At 61.0% G+C, this 20,520-nt stretch carries 19 protein-coding genes and 2 pseudogenes; 15 read left to right on the top strand and 6 right to left on the bottom strand.

Features of this window, described 5'->3' with window-relative positions; translation table 11 throughout:
* Positions 1-172 precede the first annotated feature (172 nt).
* Positions 173-358: pseudogene (locus SOR61_RS07050) on the top strand (CHAP domain-containing protein); the annotation flags it as partial.
* A 40-nt stretch (positions 359-398) separates the two neighbouring features.
* Positions 399-956 (top strand): class I SAM-dependent methyltransferase, encoded by a 558-nt coding sequence (locus SOR61_RS07045; RefSeq protein WP_320611962.1) that lies wholly within the window; start codon positions 399-401, stop codon positions 954-956.
* Between the two features lie 118 nt (positions 957-1,074).
* Here SOR61_RS07045 and SOR61_RS07040 read toward each other — a convergent pair whose 3' ends face one another.
* From SOR61_RS07040 to SOR61_RS07025, 4 genes are all read right to left on the bottom strand, one after another.
* Positions 1,075-1,893, bottom strand: coding sequence for a prolipoprotein diacylglyceryl transferase family protein (locus SOR61_RS07040; protein ID WP_320611961.1), 819 nt, complete (start codon positions 1,891-1,893; stop codon positions 1,075-1,077).
* Positions 1,894-1,986: 93 nt separating this feature from the next.
* Positions 1,987-2,280: a hypothetical protein gene (locus SOR61_RS07035; protein WP_320611960.1), complete on the bottom strand. Its 294-nt coding sequence runs from the start codon at positions 2,278-2,280 to the stop codon at positions 1,987-1,989.
* 111 nt (positions 2,281-2,391) lie between these two features.
* Positions 2,392-2,943, bottom strand: a complete 552-nt coding sequence (locus SOR61_RS07030) for a DUF3793 family protein (RefSeq protein ID WP_320611959.1) — start codon at positions 2,941-2,943, stop codon at positions 2,392-2,394.
* A gap of 1 nt (position 2,944) precedes the next feature.
* Positions 2,945-3,238, bottom strand: coding sequence for a DUF2325 domain-containing protein (locus SOR61_RS07025; RefSeq protein WP_320611958.1), 294 nt, complete (start codon positions 3,236-3,238; stop codon positions 2,945-2,947).
* 554 nt (positions 3,239-3,792) lie between these two features.
* On the opposite strand from SOR61_RS07025, the gene SOR61_RS07020 reads away from it, so the two are divergent.
* The 3 genes from SOR61_RS07020 to SOR61_RS07010 all read left to right on the top strand — a co-directional run bounded on the left by SOR61_RS07020 (position 3,793) and on the right by SOR61_RS07010 (position 6,850).
* Positions 3,793-5,055 carry a glycosyltransferase family 2 protein gene (locus tag SOR61_RS07020; protein WP_320611957.1) on the top strand — a complete coding sequence of 421 codons (1,263 nt, stop codon included), beginning with the start codon at positions 3,793-3,795 and terminating at the stop codon, positions 5,053-5,055.
* 79 nt (positions 5,056-5,134) lie between these two features.
* Entirely contained in the window at positions 5,135-6,559 is a 1,425-nt protein-coding gene (locus tag SOR61_RS07015; protein WP_320611956.1) for an MATE family efflux transporter, read from the top strand.
* A gap of 21 nt (positions 6,560-6,580) precedes the next feature.
* Positions 6,581-6,850, top strand: a complete 270-nt coding sequence (locus tag SOR61_RS07010) for a cysteine-rich small domain-containing protein (protein WP_320611955.1) — start codon at positions 6,581-6,583, stop codon at positions 6,848-6,850.
* A gap of 140 nt (positions 6,851-6,990) precedes the next feature.
* Here SOR61_RS07010 and SOR61_RS07005 read toward each other — a convergent pair whose 3' ends face one another.
* Together SOR61_RS07005 and SOR61_RS07000 are read right to left on the bottom strand one after the other, a co-directional pair.
* The gene (locus tag SOR61_RS07005; protein WP_320611954.1) at positions 6,991-7,527 is read right to left on the bottom strand and encodes a hypothetical protein; all 537 of its coding nucleotides are present in this window, start codon (positions 7,525-7,527) and stop codon (positions 6,991-6,993) included.
* Positions 7,528-7,853: 326 nt separating this feature from the next.
* Positions 7,854-9,236: a peptidoglycan DD-metalloendopeptidase family protein gene (locus SOR61_RS07000; protein WP_320611953.1), complete on the bottom strand. Its 1,383-nt coding sequence runs from the start codon at positions 9,234-9,236 to the stop codon at positions 7,854-7,856.
* A gap of 302 nt (positions 9,237-9,538) precedes the next feature.
* Here SOR61_RS07000 and SOR61_RS06995 point away from each other — a divergent pair.
* The 10 genes and pseudogenes from SOR61_RS06995 to mnmA all read left to right on the top strand — a co-directional run.
* Positions 9,539-9,751, top strand: a pseudogene (locus SOR61_RS06995) (helix-turn-helix domain-containing protein); the annotation flags it as partial.
* A gap of 277 nt (positions 9,752-10,028) precedes the next feature.
* On the top strand, positions 10,029-11,834 hold the full coding sequence (gene lepA, locus SOR61_RS06990) for a translation elongation factor 4 (RefSeq protein ID WP_320611952.1): 1,806 nt from the start codon (positions 10,029-10,031) through the stop codon (positions 11,832-11,834).
* Positions 11,835-12,010: 176 nt separating this feature from the next.
* On the top strand, positions 12,011-12,592 hold the full coding sequence (locus SOR61_RS06985) for a hydrolase (RefSeq protein ID WP_320611951.1): 582 nt from the start codon (positions 12,011-12,013) through the stop codon (positions 12,590-12,592).
* Positions 12,593-12,767: 175 nt separating this feature from the next.
* Entirely contained in the window at positions 12,768-14,663 is a 1,896-nt protein-coding gene (locus SOR61_RS06980; protein ID WP_320611950.1) for a DEAD/DEAH box helicase, read from the top strand.
* Positions 14,656-15,552, top strand: a complete 897-nt coding sequence (locus tag SOR61_RS06975) for a metallophosphoesterase (protein ID WP_320611949.1) — start codon at positions 14,656-14,658, stop codon at positions 15,550-15,552. Before SOR61_RS06980 ends, SOR61_RS06975 begins: the two co-directional genes overlap by 8 nt.
* A 40-nt stretch (positions 15,553-15,592) precedes the next feature.
* Positions 15,593-16,306 (top strand): AzlC family ABC transporter permease, encoded by a 714-nt coding sequence (locus SOR61_RS06970; protein WP_320611948.1) that lies wholly within the window; start codon positions 15,593-15,595, stop codon positions 16,304-16,306.
* Positions 16,296-16,601 carry an AzlD domain-containing protein gene (locus SOR61_RS06965; RefSeq protein ID WP_320611947.1) on the top strand — a complete coding sequence of 102 codons (306 nt, stop codon included), beginning with the start codon at positions 16,296-16,298 and terminating at the stop codon, positions 16,599-16,601. Before SOR61_RS06970 ends, SOR61_RS06965 begins: the two co-directional genes overlap by 11 nt.
* Before the next feature lie 36 nt (positions 16,602-16,637).
* Positions 16,638-18,554, top strand: coding sequence for a tRNA uridine-5-carboxymethylaminomethyl(34) synthesis enzyme MnmG (mnmG, locus tag SOR61_RS06960; RefSeq protein ID WP_320611946.1), 1,917 nt, complete (start codon positions 16,638-16,640; stop codon positions 18,552-18,554).
* 8 nt (positions 18,555-18,562) lie between these two features.
* Positions 18,563-19,471 (top strand): MBL fold metallo-hydrolase, encoded by a 909-nt coding sequence (locus SOR61_RS06955; protein WP_320611945.1) that lies wholly within the window; start codon positions 18,563-18,565, stop codon positions 19,469-19,471.
* Positions 19,468-20,496, top strand: coding sequence for a tRNA 2-thiouridine(34) synthase MnmA (gene mnmA, locus SOR61_RS06950; protein ID WP_320611944.1), 1,029 nt, complete (start codon positions 19,468-19,470; stop codon positions 20,494-20,496). Before SOR61_RS06955 ends, mnmA begins: the two co-directional genes overlap by 4 nt.
* The last annotated feature ends 24 nt before the right edge of the window (positions 20,497-20,520 follow it).

Raw genomic sequence — 20,520 nt, 5'->3', positions numbered from 1 at the left:
TTTTGTCAAAATAATCAGTTAGCGAAAGCTAACCTAATCTTAAAAGAAAAGGGCTTATGATTATCCGAAATGGGTAAGCATAAGACCCATTTATAGAGAGTTTACACCTTCATAGTAGCATTTAGTTACAAGGGAAAGCATACGGAGTTATCAAGAAGAATATCGACAGCATATTGCCAAGCGGCAAGAGGGCAACGTAGGCGGCTATCCCTATTGGAGCTGGTACGGCTTCAACGGTCGCGTCGCGTGGTGTGCCTGCTTCGTGAGCTGGTGCTACAATCAGGCGGGCTTATCCGAGCCGCGCTTTGCCGCCTGTCAGTCGCAGGGTGTAGCGTGGTTTACGTCCCGCGGACAATGGAAAAACCTTTTGGGATCGATGCGCCCGCTTTTACACAAATATTCAAGAGAAAAAGGCACAAGAACTATACCGCACGCTCACTCAGAATATCGGACCCTACCTGCAATCGGATATGCGTGTTTTGGAGATGGGATGCGGGACCGGACAACTGAGCTTACCTCTTGCTCCGCTGGTGAAGGACTGGACTGCAACGGATTATTCTTCGGGCATGATCAAGGAGCTGAAAAAACGACCGCTACCTAACAATCTGCACCCAACGGTTCAAGACGCTTCTCATTTACCATATGGATCCAAACAATTCGATGTTGTTGTCATTGCAAACACGCTTCACATTATGACGGAACCCGAAAAAGCGCTTCAGGAAGCACATCGGGTGTTAAAAGAGAATGGCCTTTTGATTGCGCCAACGTTTATCAGAGACGAACATCAGAATAAATGGAAACTATGGTTTTTGGAACTATTCGGCTTTAATATCTACAACAACTGGACTGCAGAAGAATTTTGTGATTTTGTCAGACAATTTCATTTTTCAATTGAAAGCGGATATGTGATCTTGGGAGATCCCTCAAGTGAGTACTTATTAATTGCAAGACGCTGATGGACTAAGAAATGATTTTGTGCTGTCTTAGTTCGGTTTGAAATACGTCTAACATTAAAATAAAAGCAACAGAAAGCCGTAGCATGGTTTGCGGAATAGCAAACCATGCTACGGCTTTTTAGTTCGGAGTAGTATTCTGACTGGGTGTTGGCGTCGGTTTCGTTTGTCTCCGCACGGCCCTCACCAGCAGCGGCAGGCTCACCGCCAGGGTTCCTAGGGCGATGAGCTGGGAGGTGGAGAGGATGCCCCAGTGGCCCCGGTAAGCATCCCCTCGGAGAAATTCCAGAGCAAAGCGCAGGGGGGCGTAGGCGGTGAGGTAGAGCAGGAGAAGGGCGCTGCCCTGCCAGCCTTTCCTGGCCAGGCAGGCCAGCAGAAGAAAGAGCAGGAACACCCCGGCGGCTTCCATCAGCTGGACGGGGACCAGGGGGACTTGATTGGGGGCCAGGAAGGATCGGTGGAAGGTGATCCCAGGCCAGCCCTCTGGGGCGGGAATTCCGTAGCAGCACCCGGCGAAGAAGCAGCCCACCCGTCCGCAGGCATGGAGCAGGGGGACTGCCGGGACCAGCACGGCGCACAGGCCCGAGAAGGACAGGCGGCGGTGGCGGCAGAACAGCCAGACCACCCCCAGGGCACCCAAGAGGCCCCCGTAAAAGACGAAGCCGCCGTAGAGGTACCGGGCGGCGAAGATGGCCGGGTCACTTTGCAGAAGGGGCAGGTCCCGGATGAGCTGGGGCAGGCAGGTGAGGAGGAAGAGAAGCTTGGAGCCCAGGAAGGCCCCTAAGATCCCCCAGAAAAAGGCCTGCTCCACGGTTCCGGGGTTCTCGGGTCGGGTTCGCAGGCTGCGGTGGAACCAGAGCCAGGCCAGGACCCCGCCCAGGAGGATACAGAGGCTATAGGTAGAGATGGGTTTTCCAAACAACAGGAGGTAAGGGGCCATAGCAGGTTCCTTTCTGCGCACGGTGTCAAAGGGTGGACAACAGGAAACTGCGCCGCAGCGGGTTCGCTGCGGCGCAGAGATCATACGGGATACTTACCAACAGGTGACGGAGGTCAGTCCGGCCACGCTGAACAGCCCCACGCAGGCCACACAGGCCACGAAAGCCAGGGCACCGCCGATGAGGCCGATGAGGGAAAGGACGAAACCCGCCGTGCGGATGGGGTCCAGGTAGCCCAGTTCTTTGGCTTTGCTGGCCTGGGCCAGTCCAATGATACCGAGGATGACGGAGAGGAGAGAGGAATAGCCGAAGAACCAGAGCACCACAGAGATGATGCCCAGCACCAGGCTGGCAGTCGCATTGTTTTTTCCGGGGATGTTGTTGTTCATGGGATGTGCCCCCTTTTTGGGAAATGGAACAGGGGAGACAGGGTCTGCCCCCTATTTGATTCCATTGTAAAAAAGTTCCCCGGGAAAGTCAACAGGAACCGACAAAACCTGTCACATGACGACGGCCAGCCGGGAGAGGGGGAAGCCTTCTGCCCGGCGGCGGCAGTACTCCTGGGTGCAGGCACGATAGGCGGAGAACCGCTGCTGCGCAGCGTTCTCATCGCCGTAGACCTTCCAGCACCCGGCGCATTTGCAGTGCTTCCCCTGGTGGGCGATAAAACCCTGGACGTCTTCTGGGGGATAGCCCAGGAAGAGGCCGATCTCGTGGGGGAAGGGGGCGCCGGACCGCAGCCGGCGGCAGAGCTCCCGCAGGGCGAGCCGATGGTCTCCGGCCGGATACCCGGCCTGCCGGAGGAGAGTTCTGGCCTCCGGACAGACCAGGTCCTGACGAAGTCTGGCCGGGCGAAAGAGATAGAGCAGCGCCCGGGTGGCCTCCAGCCGCAAGGGGATGAGCCGCAGGCCCCGGGGCACCAGAATGCGATTGATATGCCGCAGCTGTTGGAAGAGGACGTGCCGGGAGGGCATGGGGCAGGGGAAGAGGTTCCCGGTTTTGAGTCCGGCCAGGGTAGGGGCGCCGTGGGCGACCACATAGTCTGCCGACATCTCAGGCCTCCATGGCCCCGGTGTGGGTCTCCAGGATGCTGCGCAGGGCAGACATGGAGCTGGACCGGGAGCGGGTGATGATGGTGTCCTGGCCCTTGGTCTCGTTCAGGGCGCTCTGCACCATTTTGTGGGAGATGGTGTCGGTGAACATGACCAGCAGGTCCGGGTTGCCCAGCCGGTTCTTCAGGCTCCCTCCCATCTTCGGGATGACCTTGGCTGTGCACTGGTATGACTGGCACAGCTCCTTGTATTTACGAACCATACATTCGTTTCCACCTAAGATCACGACGCTCATACAGGGCTCCTTTCTTTAGTTACCGTTGACTAACTGTTGGAAGAAAAAGAAACGTCCTCGTGGACGCGGCTTGACAAAAACAGCAGAGGTACAGGGTTCGGGGAAGAAATGCACCTTGGTTAGCAATTGCTAACTTGCGGCGAGTATACAGGATTTTTTCCGCTGTGTCAAGAGGTTTTTCAAAAATTGCAAAAGACTGGCAAAAGTCCTCCTCTCCCGCCCGGGGCGGGAGAGGAGGAAAAACTACTGGGAGAAAGGCGGTTTTTGCTTAAAAATTAAGAGAATTTTAATTGACTTTTCGGAAAGAAGTTGTACAATGAAGAAACTATCTTCGAAGGGATAGTATGAAAAGAAGCAGCCGCTGTGTTCAGGCCGCCGGACGAAGTTCTCTTGCCTTCGGAGCCCGCCTGCACCGCCTGGATCAGCCCGCCGCATGAAGACATGAAAAACAACACAATGTTGACACATCGGAGGCAGGGAGGAGCCCGTTCCTGTCTGCGCCGCTTTGTGCAGCAAAATTCTTGACAGAAAGAAAAGGGTGTAGGAACGTCAAAATGGATACGCTATTGATCATCAACCTGATAGTGGCAGTGGTTTTCTTCGCCTGCTATTCCTATCAACTGTATTTCTTGGCAGTGCCGTTCACCAAGCAGCAGGCACCGCACAAGCCCGAGGTGCTCCACCGCTTCGGAATCCTCATCTGCGCCAGAAATGAGCAGGCCGTCATCGCCGACCTCATCCGAAGCATCCGCCAGCAAACCTATGACCAGAGTCTGCTGACCATCTTCGTTATGGCCGATAACTGTACCGACCAAACCGCGGAGATCGCCCGGCAGGAAGGCGCTGTGGTCTATGTCCGGTTCAACCAGGAAAAAGTGGGCAAGGGATACGCCCTGGAACAGCTCCTCATCAACATTCATGAGGACTATCCTGCCGATACCTTCGACGGCTTCTTCGTCTTTGACGCAGACAACGTCCTGGACCGCCACTTCATCGAGGAAATGAACCGCTCCTTTACCGATGGCTATGAGGTCATCACCAGCTACCGCAACTCCAAGAACTACGGCGATAACTGGATCTCCGCAGGATATGCGCTCTGGTTCCTCCGGGAATCCCGTTACCTGAACAACTCCCGTATGCTCACCGGCACCAGCTGCGCCATCTCCGGCACCGGCTTCCTGGTCAGCAGACAGGTGCTGGAAAGCACCGGCGGATGGAAGTTCCACCTCCTTACCGAGGACATCGAGTTCTCCATCTACCAGGTCCTTCAGGGCCGGAAGATCGGCTTCTGCCCCGACGCCGTCCTCTACGACGAGCAGCCCACCACCTGGCGCCAGTCCTGGCGGCAGCGGCTGCGCTGGGCCAGAGGCTTCCTCCAGGTCTTCTGGAAGTACGGGCTGGGCCTGGCAAAGGGCGCAACCAAGGGCAGCTTCTCCTGCTACGATATGAGCATGACCATCATGCCCGCCTTCGTCCTGACCGTGGGCATCATCATTGCCTATCTGGTCACCGGCGTGATCGCCGCAGCGGAGGGCCTTCCCCTTCTGCCCAACCTGCTGTACATGTTCCAGTCCATTCTGGGGATGTATGTCACCCTCTTCGTGATCGGTATGTTTACCACCATCACCGAGTGGGACCAGATCCATACCTCCGCCCCGAAGAAGATCCTCTATGCCTTTACCTTCCCGCTGTTCATGCTCACCTATATCCCCATCTCCCTGGTGGCCCTCTTCGCCAAGGTGAAGTGGAAGCCCATCGAGCACCACAGAGCCGAACAGCATGTGCTGGAAACCGCCGCAGGACGGATCCCCAAATAAACCATACCAACTGCATCCCCCGTCGGGTTCCGGCGGGGGATTTCCAATCTTTGCCCAACCGAGAAAGGAGACCCTCCCCATGGCGCTGCCTCCCCTCCGCTGGCGCGATGGCGTCTTTTGGTCCACCGCCCTCCGCCTGGCCCTCCCTGTGGCCATCCAAAACCTGCTCATCAGTTCCTTTACCCTGGTGGACACCCTGATGGTGGGCCAGCTGGGAGACGTGCCCCTGTCTGCCATCGGCATGGCAGGGCAGTGGGCCTGGTTTCTGAATATCTGCCAGTTCGGCTTCTGTTCCGGCGCCACCCTCTTCTATGCTCAGTACTGGGGCGTGCGAGACGAGAAGGGGATCCGGCGGGTCTTCGGCATCGGCATGGCCTGCGTGGCCCTGCTCTCCCTGGCCTTTACCGCTGTGTGTGTTCTGGCGCCGGAGTGGGCCATCTCCCTCTTCAACCGCACCCCTGCGGTGGTGGAGCAGGGGGCAGCCTATCTCCGGGTGGCGGGCTGGTCCTTCCTGGCCCAGATGGCCGTGAGCATGATCGGAGCGGTCCTCCGCTCCACCGGGCGGGTGAAGCTCCCCATGTTTGTAGCTTGCCTCACCACGGTGGTGAACATCGCCCTGGACTACATCCTCATCTTTGGCAGGCTGGGTGCCCCGGCCATGGGGATCGTAGGCGCGGCCTGGGCCACCACCCTCTCCGCCTGGGCGGGCCTGGTTTTCGTCCTGGTGGTGTCGGTTCTGCAAAAGAACATCCTCGTGGGTCCCGTGAAAGAGTTTCTGGCCTTTGGCCGGGAACAGCTGGCTGAATACTTTCGGAAGGCCTGGCCGGTGGTCCTCAACGAGCTGGCCTGGGGCCTGGGTACCGTGGTCCTGAACCTGATCTACTCCAATCTGGGCTACGAATACTACGCCGCCGTTACCATCGTCCGTACCTTTGAAAACCTGTCCTTCTCCCTGTTCATTGGCCTGTGCTCCGCCTGCGCCATTATGGTGGGCAACTCTGTGGGCGCGGGAGACATTGACCAGGGGGTGGCCCAGTCCCGCCGGTTCGTGGTGGCGGAACCCGTCCTGGCCATCTGCCTGGGGGCGACCCTCATCGCTGCCCGGGAGCCCCTGCTCTACCTGTTCAACACCGACGGTGCCCTGTCCCAGCTGACCTATGAGAGCGCCCTCATCATCCTCATTCTGTACAGCGGCCATATGATCACCCGGAATATCCCCTACATCGCCGTGGTGGGCATCTTCCGGGCCGGTGGGGACACCTCCACCGGGGTGAAATATGACATCGGCTGTCTTTGGTTTTTGTCCATTCCGGTGACCTTCCTGTCGGCCTATGTGCTCCGGCTGCCCTTCCCCGTGGTCTACGCCCTGATGCTTATGTCGGAAGACTATGTCAAGACCTGGCTGTGCCTGCGGCATTTCCGGTCCTGGAAGTGGCTCATGCCGGTGACTGACCAGGGGCGGGCGGCCCTGGTGCGCTGGAAAGAAGAACATCAGATCCCATAATTCCCAAGGAGGTTTCTTATCATGGCGATGAATTTAAAAGGAAAGCACTACACCTGGTTTCAAAACAAAGAATGTGAATACTTTCCCTGCCACAAGGATGTGAAGGAAGAGGAGTTCAACTGTCTCTTCTGCTACTGTCCCCTGTACCGGGCCAAGGACTGCGGCGGAGGCTTCGTGATGCGCAACGGCATCAAGGACTGCTCCTACTGTCTGCTGCCCCACAACGGCGCGGAGAGCTACGCCTACATCGCAGCCAAACTCCGGGAAGAGCGGATGTTTGAGGAAGAATAACGAAACAAATCGCCGTGCTGCGAAACAGCACGGCGATTTGTTTATAAAAAAGCCCCCGGCGGAGGCAGAGCCTCCCCGGGGGAATTGCGCCGGTTTCAAAAATTTCTTGGAATCGGTGAAAAAATCATGATAAGGGTTCCTTACAGGAACAGAGCGGGCACCAGCAGGAACAGGGAGATGATGCCGATGGCCAGGTTGCACAGGCCGGCCAGCTTGGTCAGAGCGGGCTTGCCGGTGTACCAAGCGGGGATCAGGGTGAGCAGCAGCACGTCGATGACCACCAGGTCGATGCCCAGAGGCCAGACCAGACCGTCCTGGAAAGCGCGAACGGTGAACACCAGGCACAGGAGCAGGCCGCACAGGAAGAAGTGAGCCATGACCTTTTTGTCGCCGCCCTTCAGGAAGAAGGTGCCCACCAGCATCCAGAACAGGCCGAAGAAGCCGAAGACGGTGCCCAGATAGATGCTGTGGTCGCCGCCGACGCTGAAGAGGTACATGCAGACGGAAGTGAAGACCTGGGTCACGCCGCCAAAGAAGATGGCGATGTAAGCCAGAGAACGGGTGATCTTCTGAGGATCACCGCCCTTGACGCCGACACCGACCTGTTCCAGGCCAAAGCAGATGACGGTGGCAAAGAGGCCAAACAGGCCGATGGCTTCGGGATTGACAGGGAGCATAGAGAGGTCCTCCTTTTCAAAATACAGAATGGGTTTATGAAACCGATCAACTGGCACCCAAGTTACCCGAAAAATCGGGAAAGGTCAACCTATTGTCTATATACAAAAGGATAGAAAACATTTCTTCATGGGCGAGACGGAAATCCTGCGTTATAAGATAGGAAAGGGGTACCTGACGGAAAAATTGCAAAAATTTTTGGAGAAAACCAGGAAAAGAAAAAAGTTTCCCTGAAACGATGAATACTGTGCAAAACACTGATGCAAAAAAGAACCTGGGCAATAAAAAATGTCGGGCTGTATCCTGTGGAATACAACCCGACAAAATGTCAAGGTAGACAAAGTTGTGGATCCAGAGGCTCCTGCTGCCAGCGGAGCTCGAAATGGCAGTGAGGACCGGTGGAACGGCCTGTGGAGCCAACCAGCGCAATGGTTTGTCCCTGAGAGACGGTTTCACCCTCGGTGACCAGCAGCTGAGAGCAGTGGGAGTAGTAGGTGAGAAAACCGTTGCCATGGTCCACTTTCACCAGGTTGCCGTAGCTCCCTTTGGGGCCGGCCCACACCACGGTGCCCTCTGCCGCTGCCACGATGGGTGTGCCCTGGGGATTGGCGATGTCGGTCCCGCTGTGGAAGCCCTGGCTGCCAAAAATGGTCCGGGGACCAAAGGGGGAGGTGATACGTCCCACACAGGGCCAGATAAACCGGCCCCGAGCCCCCTCCACCCCCTGGGCGGTGCCCACCGCCACCCGGGTGACCGTGGGCTCTGTGACCACTGTGGTGGAGATGGTCTCCCGGCTCTCCTCCTGGCCGCAGCGCAGCACCACCCGGTCGGTCTTTTCTTCCGTCCCGTCTGTGCCCTGCTGGATCACCCTGCGCTGGCCCAGCAGCAGACTGGGGTCCTCCACCTCCTCCACAGGGGAGGGGATGGATCGGGTGTAGGTGACCTCTTCCACGGTGCAGACATCCAGGGCAGGGGGCGCCGGGGATGCCTCCGCCGGGGCAAAGGCCTCTGCCGCCGGGGGCTCGGCGGGCGGGGTCTCCTCCGGAGCCTGGCGGGTCGGTTCCAGCTCCCGGGCCAGCTCCCCGGCAGTCATCACCTCTGCCTGGGCGGGCAGGTAGGCCTGAGAGACTGCTACTTCATTTTCAAAATAGGTGGCCACGGTGTTTTGGGTGGTGTATTGTCCTTTGATCTGGCTGAGGGCCTGGGCGATCTCCTGGCTGCTGTGACAGGCCCCCACCGGGACGCCATCCACGGTGAGCACATACTCCTCCTTGACTTGATCCACCGTCTCCATGAGCCGGTCGGCCAGGGCCTGGGAGGTTTGGATCTTCTCCCTGGGGGCGATGGCCAGGGTGACCCGGGCCGTCTGGGGATAGGCATAGGGCTGGTCCAGGATCTGGGAGACGTCCTCCTCCACCTGGGCCACCGCCTGGCGGTAGCAGTCCTGTCCTCCTATGTAGGCCAGGGGCTTTCCCTGCTGGGTGACGGCATAACAGAAGGTGCAGGTGGAAAACAGCAGGGCCCCGGCGGCGGAGAGCCCTGCCAGCCCTGCCAGCAGGGCGGCGGCCTTTCTGCGGCCCCGGCCCGGCCTGGTCTCCGCTTCCTCCTGGAGGTTGGAAAACGCCAGGAGGAATTCCTGGGGGCCGGGTACGTCCGGGTCAGAGGGTGGGGGAAAGGACTGAGAAAATCCTTGGTTCCATTGGTACTGCAAACGGTTCGCTCCTTTCCGCTAAATGGTGACAAATGATACAAAACGGTAACAAACTGGTTACAGGAACGATGATACGGGGGAGCCTGTCTTCGTCAAGGGGTTGCTTTTCGGTCTTTTTGCCGCCTTTCCGTCCTTTGGGAGGAACCCCGTCGAGACCCACGAAAAATTTCCTTTCGGGGCCCTGGAATCCATCGAGAATTTGGCTTTACAGAGGGTATTTTCCAGAGTATAATAATACGAACTGTTGAGCGCCGCCTGTCGGCGCCCGATCATCCAGACAGCCCAAACACAGGAGTGGTGGCATGAATGTTATGTTTGCGCGGGCCCTTTCCCGTCTGCGCCACGAAAAAGGGATCAGCCAGCGGCAGGCCGCCCAGGAACTGGGGGTCTCCCAGGCCCTGCTCTCCCACTATGAAAACGGCATCCGTGAGCCCGGATTGGCCTTCGTGGTAAAGGTCTGCGACTACTATCAGGTCTCCGCGGACTATCTTCTGGGAAGGACCCTGGACCGGGAGGCCCGGGAAGGCTGTCTGCTCCAGCAGCCCGACCCCGCCACCCTGGTGCGCACCGCAGACGCCCTCAGCCAGGTCTGCGCGGACCTCTGCGCCCGGGAACCGGAGCTGGGGGTCCTCTTCCGGCGGCTGGCCGGGCAGATGAGCAAGGACCTGGGGAAACATGGCCTCCGCCGGGAAAAAGCCCGGGAGGACGGATGATCGTACTTATGATGACTGATGCATACCCCCCGCGGACAAGTCTGTCCCGATTTCATGCCGCAAGGAGGAAGACGCCTGTATGACCGACCAAAGCAAAATCAGAAACTTTTCCATCATCGCCCACATTGACCACGGCAAGTCCACCCTGGCCGACCGGCTGCTGGAACTGTGCAACGCCGTGCCCGAGCGGGAAATGGAAAACCAGCTGCTGGACAACATGGACCTGGAGAAGGAGCGAGGCATTACCATCAAAGCCCGTGCCGTGACCATCCAGTACGACGCCCTGGACGGCGAGACCTATACCCTGAACCTCATCGACACCCCGGGCCACGTGGACTTTAACTATGAGGTGTCCCGCTCCCTGGCCGCCTGCGAGGGCGCCATCCTGGTGGTGGACGCCTCCCAGGGGGTGGAGGCCCAGACCCTGGCCAACACCTACCTGGCCATGGAGCACGACCTGGAGATCCGGCCGGTGGTGAACAAGATCGACCTGCCCGCCGCCAACCCCGCCCGGGCCAAGGAAGAGGTGGAGAACGTCATCGGTCTGGAGGCCGCCGATGCCCCGGAGATCTCTGCCAAAATGGGCACCAACATCCAGGCGGTGCTGGAGGATGTGGTGCAGCACGTCCCCGCCCCCACAGGGGACCCCAATGCGCCCCTGAAAGCCCTGATCTTTGACAGCCAGTACGACGCCTATCGGGGCGTGGTGGTCTACTTCCGGGTGATGGAAGGAACCCTCACCCTGGACAAAACTGTACGCATGATGGCCTCCGGCGCGGAATATGGTCTGGTAGAGATCGGACATCTGCTGCCCACCAAGCTGGAGCCCTGCAAGAGCCTCTCCGCCGGAGAGGTTGGGTACCTCACCGCCTCCATCAAGAACGTGAAAGACACCCAGGTGGGCGACACCATCACCACCGTGGAAAACCCCGCCGCCGAACCCCTGCCCGGCTACCGTCCTGCCCGGAGCATGGTCTACTGCGGGATCTACACCGAGGACGGCTCCAAGTACCCCGACCTGCGGGACGCCCTGGAAAAGCTCCAGTTGAACGACGCCTCCCTCACCTTTGAGCCGGAGACCTCCGCCGCTCTGGGCTTTGGCTTCCGCTGCGGCTTCCTGGGTATGCTCCACATGGAGATCATCCAGGAGCGCCTGGAGCGGGAGTTCGACCTGGACCTTATCACCACCCTTCCCAACGTCATCTATGAAGTCACCAAGACCGACGGGGGAGAGGTGCGGGTGGATAACCCCCACAACTATCCCGACCCCTCGGTGATCGCCGAGCAGCGGGAGCCCTTCGTGAAAGTCTCCATCATCTCTCCCCCGGACTACGTGGGCAACATCATGCCCATGTGCCAGGAGCGCCGGGGCGAGTTTAAGGATATGCAGTATCTGGACACCAACCTGGTGGAGATCCACTACCATATGCCCCTGAACGAGATCATCTACGATTTCTTTGACGCCCTGAAGGCCCGGACCAAAGGCTATGCCTCCCTGGACTATGAGTTTTTGGATTACCGGGCTTCCGACCTGGTGAAGGTGGACCTGCTGCTCAACGGCGAGCAGGTGGACGCCCTGTCCTTCATCGTGCACCGGGAAAAAGCCTATGGCCGGGCCCGGAAGATCTGCGAAAAGCTCAAGGAGAATATCCCCCGCCAGCTCTTCGAGGTCCCCGTCCAGGCCGCCATCGGCGGCAAGATCATCGCCCGGGAGACCGTCAAGGCCATGCGCAAGGACGTGCTGGCCAAGTGCTACGGCGGCGATATCAGCCGGAAGAAAAAGCTGCTGGAAAAGCAGAAGGAAGGCAAGAAGAAAATGCGTACCTTGGGTACCGTCCAGCTTCCCACCGAAGCGTTCATGGCCGTGCTCAAGCTGGATGAATAATCCCCCGTGGAGACCCACCCGGTCTCCCCGGGCCCCAGGGAAGAAGAGGGCGGCGCTCTGCCGGACCCTCTTTTTTCCATATCCCAGGAAAAACCCGTGAAAATCCCTATGGATTGTGTTACAATAAATTGTTCGGTGCCGGAAGGACCGAACCCACAGACAGGAGGCGCACCACTATGTCAGCCAAAGAGGAATTCATTGAAATTTTTCGGGAAACCATCCACCGGGAGGGCGCAGACGCCCTGCTGGACTACCTGGTCAACAAAAGCGACTTCTTCACCGCGCCGGCTTCCGCCCGATACCACGGGGCCTATGCCGGCGGCCTGTGTGAGCACAGCCTGAACGTCTACCACTGCCTGTCCGACTACCTGGCCCGGGAACGGGTCACCGACCTCTACGGCCTGGAGTACAGCCAGGAATCCATTGCGCTGGTCTCTCTGCTCCACGACGTGTGCAAGATCGGGTGCTATAAGCCCGGTACCCGGAACGTCAAAGGAGAGGACGGCCGCTGGACCCAGGTGCCCACCTTCCAGTATGAAGACCCCCTGCCCTATGGCCACGGGGAGAAGTCGGTCTACGTGGTCAACGGCTTTCTCCGTCTGACCCGGGAGGAGGCCATGGCCATCCGCTGGCACATGGGCTTCTCCGGCACGGAGGACAACCGCCTGGTGGGCCGGGCCTTTGTGAAGTACCCTCTGGCCTTCGCCCTGTCTGTTGCCGACATGGAGGCCACCTACTTCCTGGAACAGGAAGACTGACTGTTTTTTACGCTGCGGAGCGGCAGGACCCCTGCGGGGGCGCTCCGCCATGGCCCCACAGGGGCCGGGCCATCCGCATCCGCCGGCTTCGGCGGCGGCCCGCCGGTGCCCAGCACCGGGTCACTACAGCGCCTTCCGGCGGAAAGAAGGCGCAGGAAAGGAATCATCAAGATTTATGACGCGCTTTGCATCCCTTGGAATCGAAGCTCCCATCCTCTCGGCCCTGACCGACTACGGCTATGAGGAGCCTACTGCGATTCAGGAAAAAGCCATCCCCGCCGGCCTGGCCGGGCGGGATGTGCTGGGCAGCGCCCAGACGGGGACAGGGAAAACCTGCGCCTTCGGCGTGCCCATTTTACAGAGGCTGCATGAGACCCCGGGCCACGGCGTCCGGGCCCTCATCCTCACCCCCACCCGGGAACTGGCCATTCAGATCGACGAAAATCTCCGGGCGTACGGGAAAAACCTCTCTCTGACCGAAGCTGTGATCTTTGGCGGCGTGGGCCAGGCCCCCCAGGTGGAACAGCTGAAACGAGGGGTGGATATCCTCACCGCCACCCCGGGGCGCCTGCTGGATCTGTCCGGCCAGGGCCTGCTGGATCTCTCTCAGGTGGAGATCTTTGTGCTGGACGAGGCCGACCGTATGCTGGATATGGGCTTTATCCACGACGTGAGAAAGGTCATCGCCATGCTGCCCGAAAAGAAGCAGACCATGTTCTTCTCCGCCACTCTGCCATCTGAGATCATGGACCTGGTCCACACCCTGCTCCATGATCCGGTGCGGGCTGCTGCCGCACCGGTGTCCTCCCCGGTGGAGGTCATCCGCCAGGAGGTCTGCCTGGTGGACCGGAGCAACAAGACTGCCCTCCTCCTGGACATTCTCCGGGAGGAACAGGTGAAGAACGCCCTGGTCTTTACCCGCACCAAGCACGGGGCGGACCGGGTGGCACGGGACCTCTCCCGGCGGGGGGTGGCCGCTGCGGCCATCCACGGGAACAAGTCCCAGACCGCCCGTCAGGAGAGTTTGCGGAAATTCAAGAGCGGGGAGATCCAGGTGCTGGTGGCCACGGACATTGCAGCCCGGGGCCTGGACATTGAGGAGCTCTCCCACGTCTTTAACTACAACCTGCCGGAAGTGCCGGAGACCTACATCCACCGCATCGGCCGGACCGGCCGGGCGGGTAAGGGCGGCACTGCCATCTCCTTCTGCGAGTATGGGGAGATGCCCCTGCTCCGGGAGGTGGAGCGGCTTATGAAAAAGCCGGTGCCCCGGCGGGAGCATCCCTATCCCATGGAAAACTTTGACCTGCCCGCCAAGGACGCCAAGGGCCGCCGGGTCCATCCCGAGGACGAAGAGGCCCGCCGGGCCGCCCGGGAGAAGGCAGCCGCCCGGAAAAAGCAGGCCAAACAGCCCGCCCCCCAGGAGCTGCCCGCCCCTGGGGCAGAGGCAGAGGCGGCCCCCACGCTGCCCGAGGAAGCGCCTAAGGCAGGCCGGAAGAAGAAAAAACGCCGGAAAAAGGCGGCAGCCCCTGCGCCTGCTCCGGTGACAGAGGCGGCTCCCCCCAAGGAGAAGCCCCGCCGGACCTATCCCCACGGAAAACAGAACCGGGGAGACCTGCAGGCCTTCCTGGACGCCCAGCCCAAAGAGGCCGAGCCGGTGGTGCTGGCACCCCACCGGGACCCCCTGAAAGGGGAGGCGATCATGGACGCCACCGCTCGTCTGCTGGCCTCCAAACCGGTTTACCACTACTATAAGCCCCCCAAACCGGCCCAGTCCCCCAAGCCGGGGAAGAAGGGGAAACAGAAGAAGGAAAAAGAAGCCCTCAACAAGCCCCTGCTGGCAGACAGCGTCCGTCAGACGGCCCAGCCTGCCCATCACCGCAAGCCCCCCAAGAAGGGGGCTCCTGTCCCTGCGAAGAAAGCCATGAGCAACCAGGAGAGAGGACCCGCCCGGTCCTCCTCCCGCAACCGGGTGCGCATCCCCCCCAGAGTGGAGCCGCCCAAGAGCCGCCAGAAAGACTCGACCGAGCAGAAAAGCCTCATGAAGCCCTTCTATATCAACCATGATTGACGAACGAGCCTGGCAGGAGTGGGAAGAAGCTTCCCCCCGCCGCCAGCGGACCCGGAAAAAACGCCGCCGGGGCCGCGCCCTGCGCCGCTTTCTGGCAGCGGTGCTGGTGCTGTGCGCCCTGGCCGGCTGGTTCTGGTGGCAGCAAAATGGGCTGTCCACCGAGACCATCTCGGTCTCCGGGGCCCCGGAGGGGTTCCGGGGCTACCGAATTGCGGTGATCTCCGACCTGCACGGAAAGGAGTTCGGGGAGGGGAATGAGACCCTCCTCTCCTTTGTGAAAGGACTCAAACCCGACCTCATTGCCATGGTGGGAGACCTGATCCACGACCCGGCCCAGATGGCCATGGTGCCGCCTGTGGCCAAGGGCCTGGCGGCCATTGCCCCCACCTATTACGTTACCGGCAACCATGAGTGGGCTGCCGGCGTGGTGCGGGAACTGGAAGACCTGTTGGAGAGCTGCGGCGTCGCCGTCCTTTCCAACGACTACGTGACCCTGACCCGGGGCGGCAGCACCCTGGCCCTCCTGGGGGCCGAGGACAGCAACGGCTACGCCGACCAGGAAACCGTAGAAGAACTGGCCCAAAGGGCACGGCGGCGGGAAGGGAAGGACACCTATCTTCTCCTGCTCAGCCACCGAAACAATCGCTATAAGGAGTACGCCAGGGCAAAGGCAGACCTCACCCTGGCCGGACACGCCCACGGGGGCCTCATCCGCCTGCCGGGTACCGACGGGCTCATTGGCCCCAGAAGAGAGTGGATGCCCGACTACACAGCTGGCCTGTATCCCCTGGAGTACGGCCAGATGGTGGTATCCCGCGGGCTGGGCGGACAGTTTCCGACCTTCCGCCTGCTGAACCGGCCGGATGTGCCCCTTGTCGTCCTGCAATGACCCATCCGCCAAAGAGAAAAGAGAAAGAAGCTGCACACCCATGAACCGGAAACAATATTTGCGGGGACTCCGCGTGGGGATCCCCATCTCCCTGGGATATCTGGCGGTGTCCTTTACCCTGGGCATCACCGCCAAAAACGCAGGGATGACCGCCCTGCAGGCGACCCTCACCAGCTTGCTGGTGAACGCCTCTGCCGGGCAGTACGCCGCCTTCACCATGATCGCCGCCAACAGCGGCTACCTGGAGATCGCCATTATGGAGGCGGTGACCAACGCACGGTATATCCTTATGTCCTGCTCTCTCAGCCAGAAGCTGCCCTCCACCGCCAAGCTCTGGCACCGGCTGGTCATCGGGTTTAACGTCAACGATGAGATCTTCGGCATGGCCATCGCCGAGGAGGGAAAGCTCAACCCCTTCTACTACTTCGGCATGATGACCATCGCCATGCCCGGCTGGGCCCTGGGTACCTTCCTGGGTACCTCCGTGGGGAATATCCTGCCGCCCAACATCGTGAGCGCCCTGAGCGTGGGCCTCTACGGGATGTTCCTGGCAGTTATCATCCCCGCCGCCAAAAAGAGCAAGATCATCATGGGGGTGGTGGCGGTCTCCATGGCCGCCAGCTTCCTGCTGGAATGGGCCCCCCTCACCGCCGCCATCCCTTCCGGGACGCGCACCATCCTTTTGACGGTGGTCATCGCCAGCCTGGCGGCGGTACTTTTCCCTGTGAAGGAGGAAGCCGGCTGTGACGCATAACATCTACCTTTATATCCTTGTGGTGGCGGCGGTGACCTATCTCATCCGGGTCCTGCCCCTGACTCTCATCCGCAGAGAGATCAAGAACCGGTTTGTCCGGTCTTTCCTGTACTACATTCCCTATGTGACCCTGGCCGCCATGACCTTCCCCGCCATGATCCACGCCACCGACAGCGTCTGGTCCGGACTGGCCGCCCTGGTGGTGGGCATCCTGATGGCCTGGTTCAGCGGCAACCTGTTCCTGGTGGCCTTTTCCGCCTGCGGCGTGGTCTTTTTGGTGGAACTGTTCCTGTGACCCCCTGCCCCTACACCTGAGGAGAGAAGCGATACCATGGAAGAAACCATTTCTGTACATACCTATGAAGCCGGTACCTATGACGTGGCTGTGGTGGGTGCAGGCCACGCCGGCATCGAAGCCGCCCTGGCCTGCGCCCGGCTGGGCCTGCGCACCCTCTGCTTCACGATTAACCTGGACGCAGTGGGCAACATGCCCTGTAACCCCGCCATCGGGGGCACCGGCAAGGGCCACCTGGTCCGGGAGCTGGACGCCCTGGGAGGGGAAATGGCCCGGGCCGCCGACCAGGCGTGCATCCAGTACCGGGTCCTGAACCGGGGGAAAGGCCCGGCGGTCCACTCCCTCCGGGCCCAGGCCGACCGGCGGGAATACCAGAAGATCATGAAGCACACCCTGGAAAAGCAGGAAAACCTCTGGGTCAAGCAGGCGGAAGTCACCCGCCTGCTCACCCAGGACGGGGCGGTGTCCGGGGTCCAGACCGACACCGGCGCCCTCTACCGGGTGAAGGCTGCGGTGATCTGCTCCGGGACCTATCTGGGAGGACGGACCATCGTGGGCGAGGTCACCCGCCAGAGCGGCCCGGACGGGATGTTCGGCGCCAACGCCCTCACCCAGAGCCTGCTGGAAGCCGGGTTGACGCTCCGCCGGTTTAAGACCGGCACGCCGCCCCGGGTGAACGCCCGGTCCATCGACTTTTCCCAGCTGGAAAAGCAGGAGGGGGACGCAGACGCCCTGCCCTTCTCCTTTGAGACCACCACCCCGGCCCGGAACCAGGTGTGCTGCTATATCACCTATACGAATGAAAAGACCCACGAGATCATAAGGGAGAACCTCTCCCGTTCCCCCCTCTTTTCCGGGGTGATCGAAGGGGTGGGCCCTCGGTACTGTCCCTCCATTGAGGACAAGGTGGTGCGCTTTTCGGACAAGCCCCGCCACCAGCTCTTCCTGGAGCCCATGGGCCTGGACACCGAAGAGATCTACATCCAGGGTTTTTCCTCCTCCCTGCCGGAGGAGGTGCAGCTCCAGATGCTCCACACCCTCCCCGGCCTGGAAGAGGCGGAGATGACCCGGGCGGCCTACGCCATCGAGTACGACTGCGTGGACCCCACAGAGCTGCTGCCCACCCTGGAGCACAAAAAAGTATCCGGCCTCTACGGCGCCGGGCAGTTTAACGGCTCCTCCGGCTATGAAGAGGCCGCCGTGCAGGGCTTTGTGGCGGGGGTCAACGCGGCTCTGAAACTGCTGGGCCGTCCCCCTCTCATCCTGGACCGCAGCCAGGGGTACATCGGGGTCCTGATCGACGACCTGGTGACCAAAGGCACCAACGAGCCCTACCGGATGATGACCTCCCGGACGGAATACCGCCTGCTCCACCGGCAGGACAACGCCGACCAGCGGATGTGCCCCATCGGCTACGAGATCGGCCTGGTGAGCCAGGAGCGGTACCAGAAGGTGGAGGAGAAATACGCGGCGGTGCGGAAAGAGTGCCACCGCCTGGAACACAGCGGCCTGTCGGCCTCCCCGGAACTCAACGCCCTGTTGGCAGAGAAGGGAGAACCGCCGGTGAAGAGCAGCGTTCGGCTGGCAGATCTTCTTCGCCGCCCCAAGCTCACCTATGCCGACCTGGCGCCCCTGGACCCGGAGCGGCCCACCCTCCCTCGAGCCGTCACCGAGCAGGTGGAGATTTCCCTCAAATATGAGGGATACATTGCCCGGCAGCAGCGGCAGGTGGAGGAGATGCGGCGGCTGGAAGGAAAGCAGCTGCCCCCGGACCTGGACTACCAGAGCCTGGGCGGCCTGCGGCTGGAGGCCCGGCAGAAACTGGACGCCATCCGTCCCCTGAACCTGGGACAGGCCTCCCGAATCTCCGGCGTCTCCCCGGCGGATGTGGCCGCTTTGATGATCGTATTGGAACGGCGGGGGGAACCCCGTCCTGCGGAAGAAAAGGAGTAACCATGACGATGAAACGGACCCGCGTGAAGGGCAGCACCTGGGCGCTGGAAGGCGTCCAGGCAGTTGGCCTGTACCAGATCGACCAGCACCACTGCATCCTCATGGACCCGGGCAGCACCAAACTGCTGCCCGGCGTGGAGGAGGCCCTGAAAGAAATGGGCCTCACCCCGGTGGGGGTCATCTGCACCCATATGCACTATGACCATCACGAGACCACGAAACACTTCCGGGAAACCTATGGGGCCCAGGTCTGTCTGCCCCAGATCGAGGCGGACATCGTCCGCTCGGAGCAGAGCCTGAAAAACCATCTCTTTAACTTTACCATGGGACTGGTCCGCACGGTGCCCCGGCTCCAGAACCTCATCTGCCCGGTGGACCGGGTGATCGGTCTGGAGGAGACCCAGATCGAATTCTGCGGCGTGCCCCTGACCATCGTCCACACCCCCGGCCACTCTCCGGACCACATCTGTGTTATTACCCCCGACAACGTGTGCTTCGTGGGGGACACCCTTATGACCGAGGATGTGCTGAAGGACGCCATGGTCCCCTTCGTCTTTGACATGACCGACGACCTGGAAAGCAAGGAGCGGATGAAGACCCTGGACTGTGACGCCTATATCCTCTGCCACAACGGGATCCTTTACGGCTCTGTGGCAGAGCTGGCGGAACAAAATATCCAGCGCATCCAGCATCAGCTGCAGGCCTGCGCCCAGCTGGTGACCGGCCCTATGACCTACAGCCAGTTCTATGCTGCGGTGGTCACCGCCATGGAGCTCCCCGTGGGGCACCCTGTCCGGGCCCTCCATCTGGAGCGGTACATCCGCCCCTATCTGGAGTACCTCATTGACCGGGAGGTGCTGGAACTCATGGAAGAGAACGGCGCACCCATAGTCCGGCCGGGGAGGGTTTTCCTGTGAACCGCCGGGTGGTACTGGGGCTGTCCGGCGGGGTGGACTCCGCCGTGGCGGCCTGCCTGCTGAAGGAGCAGGGCTATGAAGTGCTGGGGCATTGGCTGGACATCGGCCTGGACGGCCGGGAGGATGCCCAGGCGGTGGCCCAGCGGCTGGATATTCCCTTTTCTGCCGGGGATATCCGGCAGGAGCTGGAGGAGCAGGTGATGGGACCCTTCCGGCAGGACTATCTGGCGGGACGGACCCCCCTGCCCTGCGCCCGGTGCAACCCCACTGTGAAGTTCCCGGCCCTCTTCCGGGAGGCAGAACGGGTGGGGGCGGACTATGTGGCCACCGGCCATTACGCCCGCATCCTGCGGGACGAAGAGGGAGGCGCTGCCCTCTGCCGGGGCCTCCACCGAAACGACCAGGCCTTCCTGCTGGCCCGGCTGCCCCAGGCCTGGCTGGACCGTATTCTTTTCCCCATCGGGGTATATGAAAAGCCCCAGGTGCGGGAACTGGCGCGGGGCTATGGCATTCCCGTGGCGGAAAAGCCGGACAGCATGGAGATCTGCTTTATCCCCGACGGGGACTACGCCGCCTGGATGGACCGGCAGGGCCTCACCCCGCCGCCCGGCCCCTTTGTGGACCGGGAGGGAAACCGGCTGGGGACCCACAAGGGCATCCACCACTACACCATCGGCCAGCGCCGGGGGCTGGGCATCCCGGCGGAGCACCGGCTGTTTGTCTCGGAGATCCGTCCTCAGGACAACACGGTGGTTCTCTCTGACGGTACCGACCTTATGGCCGACCAGGTCTGGGGGGAGGACGTGAATCTCCTGGCAGACATCTCGCAGGGACAGGAACTCACCGTCCGGCTCCGCCACTCCAAGACCGAGACCCCGGCCCGGTTCTACCGGGAGGGGAGCGAGGTTCGGCTGGAGCTTTTGGCCCCTGCCAGAGCCCCCACCCCCGGCCAGATGGCGGTCTTTTACCAGGGGGATCGGGTGCTGGGCAGCGCGTGGATCACCCGGGCCCGGCGCTTACGCTGAACCGACAACCGGGGCTGCCCCGGT

The sequence above is a fragment of the Evtepia sp. genome, assembly GCF_034090835.1.
Taxonomy (GTDB): Bacteria; Bacillota; Clostridia; order Oscillospirales; family Oscillospiraceae; genus Evtepia.
This window is presented reverse-complemented; position numbering and strand designations above follow the sequence as displayed.

Excerpts from the sequence above, each read along its gene's own strand:
- SOR61_RS07025 (WP_320611958.1), bottom strand. The coding sequence starts at position 3,238 with ATGAGCGTCGTGATCTTAGGTGGAAACGAATGTATGGTTCGTAAATAC.
- SOR61_RS07035 (WP_320611960.1), bottom strand. The coding sequence starts at position 2,280 with ATGAACAACAACATCCCCGGAAAAAACAATGCGACTGCCAGCCTGGTG.
- SOR61_RS07040 (WP_320611961.1), bottom strand. The coding sequence starts at position 1,893 with ATGGCCCCTTACCTCCTGTTGTTTGGAAAACCCATCTCTACCTATAGC.
- SOR61_RS06970 (WP_320611948.1), top strand. The coding sequence starts at position 15,593 with ATGAACCGGAAACAATATTTGCGGGGACTCCGCGTGGGGATCCCCATC.
- SOR61_RS07015 (WP_320611956.1), top strand. The coding sequence starts at position 5,135 with ATGGCGCTGCCTCCCCTCCGCTGGCGCGATGGCGTCTTTTGGTCCACC.
- SOR61_RS06975 (WP_320611949.1), top strand. The coding sequence starts at position 14,656 with ATGATTGACGAACGAGCCTGGCAGGAGTGGGAAGAAGCTTCCCCCCGC.
- SOR61_RS06980 (WP_320611950.1), top strand. The coding sequence starts at position 12,768 with ATGACGCGCTTTGCATCCCTTGGAATCGAAGCTCCCATCCTCTCGGCC.
- mnmG (WP_320611946.1), top strand. The coding sequence starts at position 16,638 with ATGGAAGAAACCATTTCTGTACATACCTATGAAGCCGGTACCTATGAC.
- SOR61_RS07005 (WP_320611954.1), bottom strand. The coding sequence starts at position 7,527 with ATGCTCCCTGTCAATCCCGAAGCCATCGGCCTGTTTGGCCTCTTTGCC.
- SOR61_RS07020 (WP_320611957.1), top strand. The coding sequence starts at position 3,793 with ATGGATACGCTATTGATCATCAACCTGATAGTGGCAGTGGTTTTCTTC.
- SOR61_RS07030 (WP_320611959.1), bottom strand. The coding sequence starts at position 2,943 with ATGTCGGCAGACTATGTGGTCGCCCACGGCGCCCCTACCCTGGCCGGA.
- lepA (WP_320611952.1), top strand. The coding sequence starts at position 10,029 with ATGACCGACCAAAGCAAAATCAGAAACTTTTCCATCATCGCCCACATT.
- SOR61_RS07010 (WP_320611955.1), top strand. The coding sequence starts at position 6,581 with ATGGCGATGAATTTAAAAGGAAAGCACTACACCTGGTTTCAAAACAAA.
- SOR61_RS06985 (WP_320611951.1), top strand. The coding sequence starts at position 12,011 with ATGTCAGCCAAAGAGGAATTCATTGAAATTTTTCGGGAAACCATCCAC.
- SOR61_RS06955 (WP_320611945.1), top strand. The coding sequence starts at position 18,563 with ATGAAACGGACCCGCGTGAAGGGCAGCACCTGGGCGCTGGAAGGCGTC.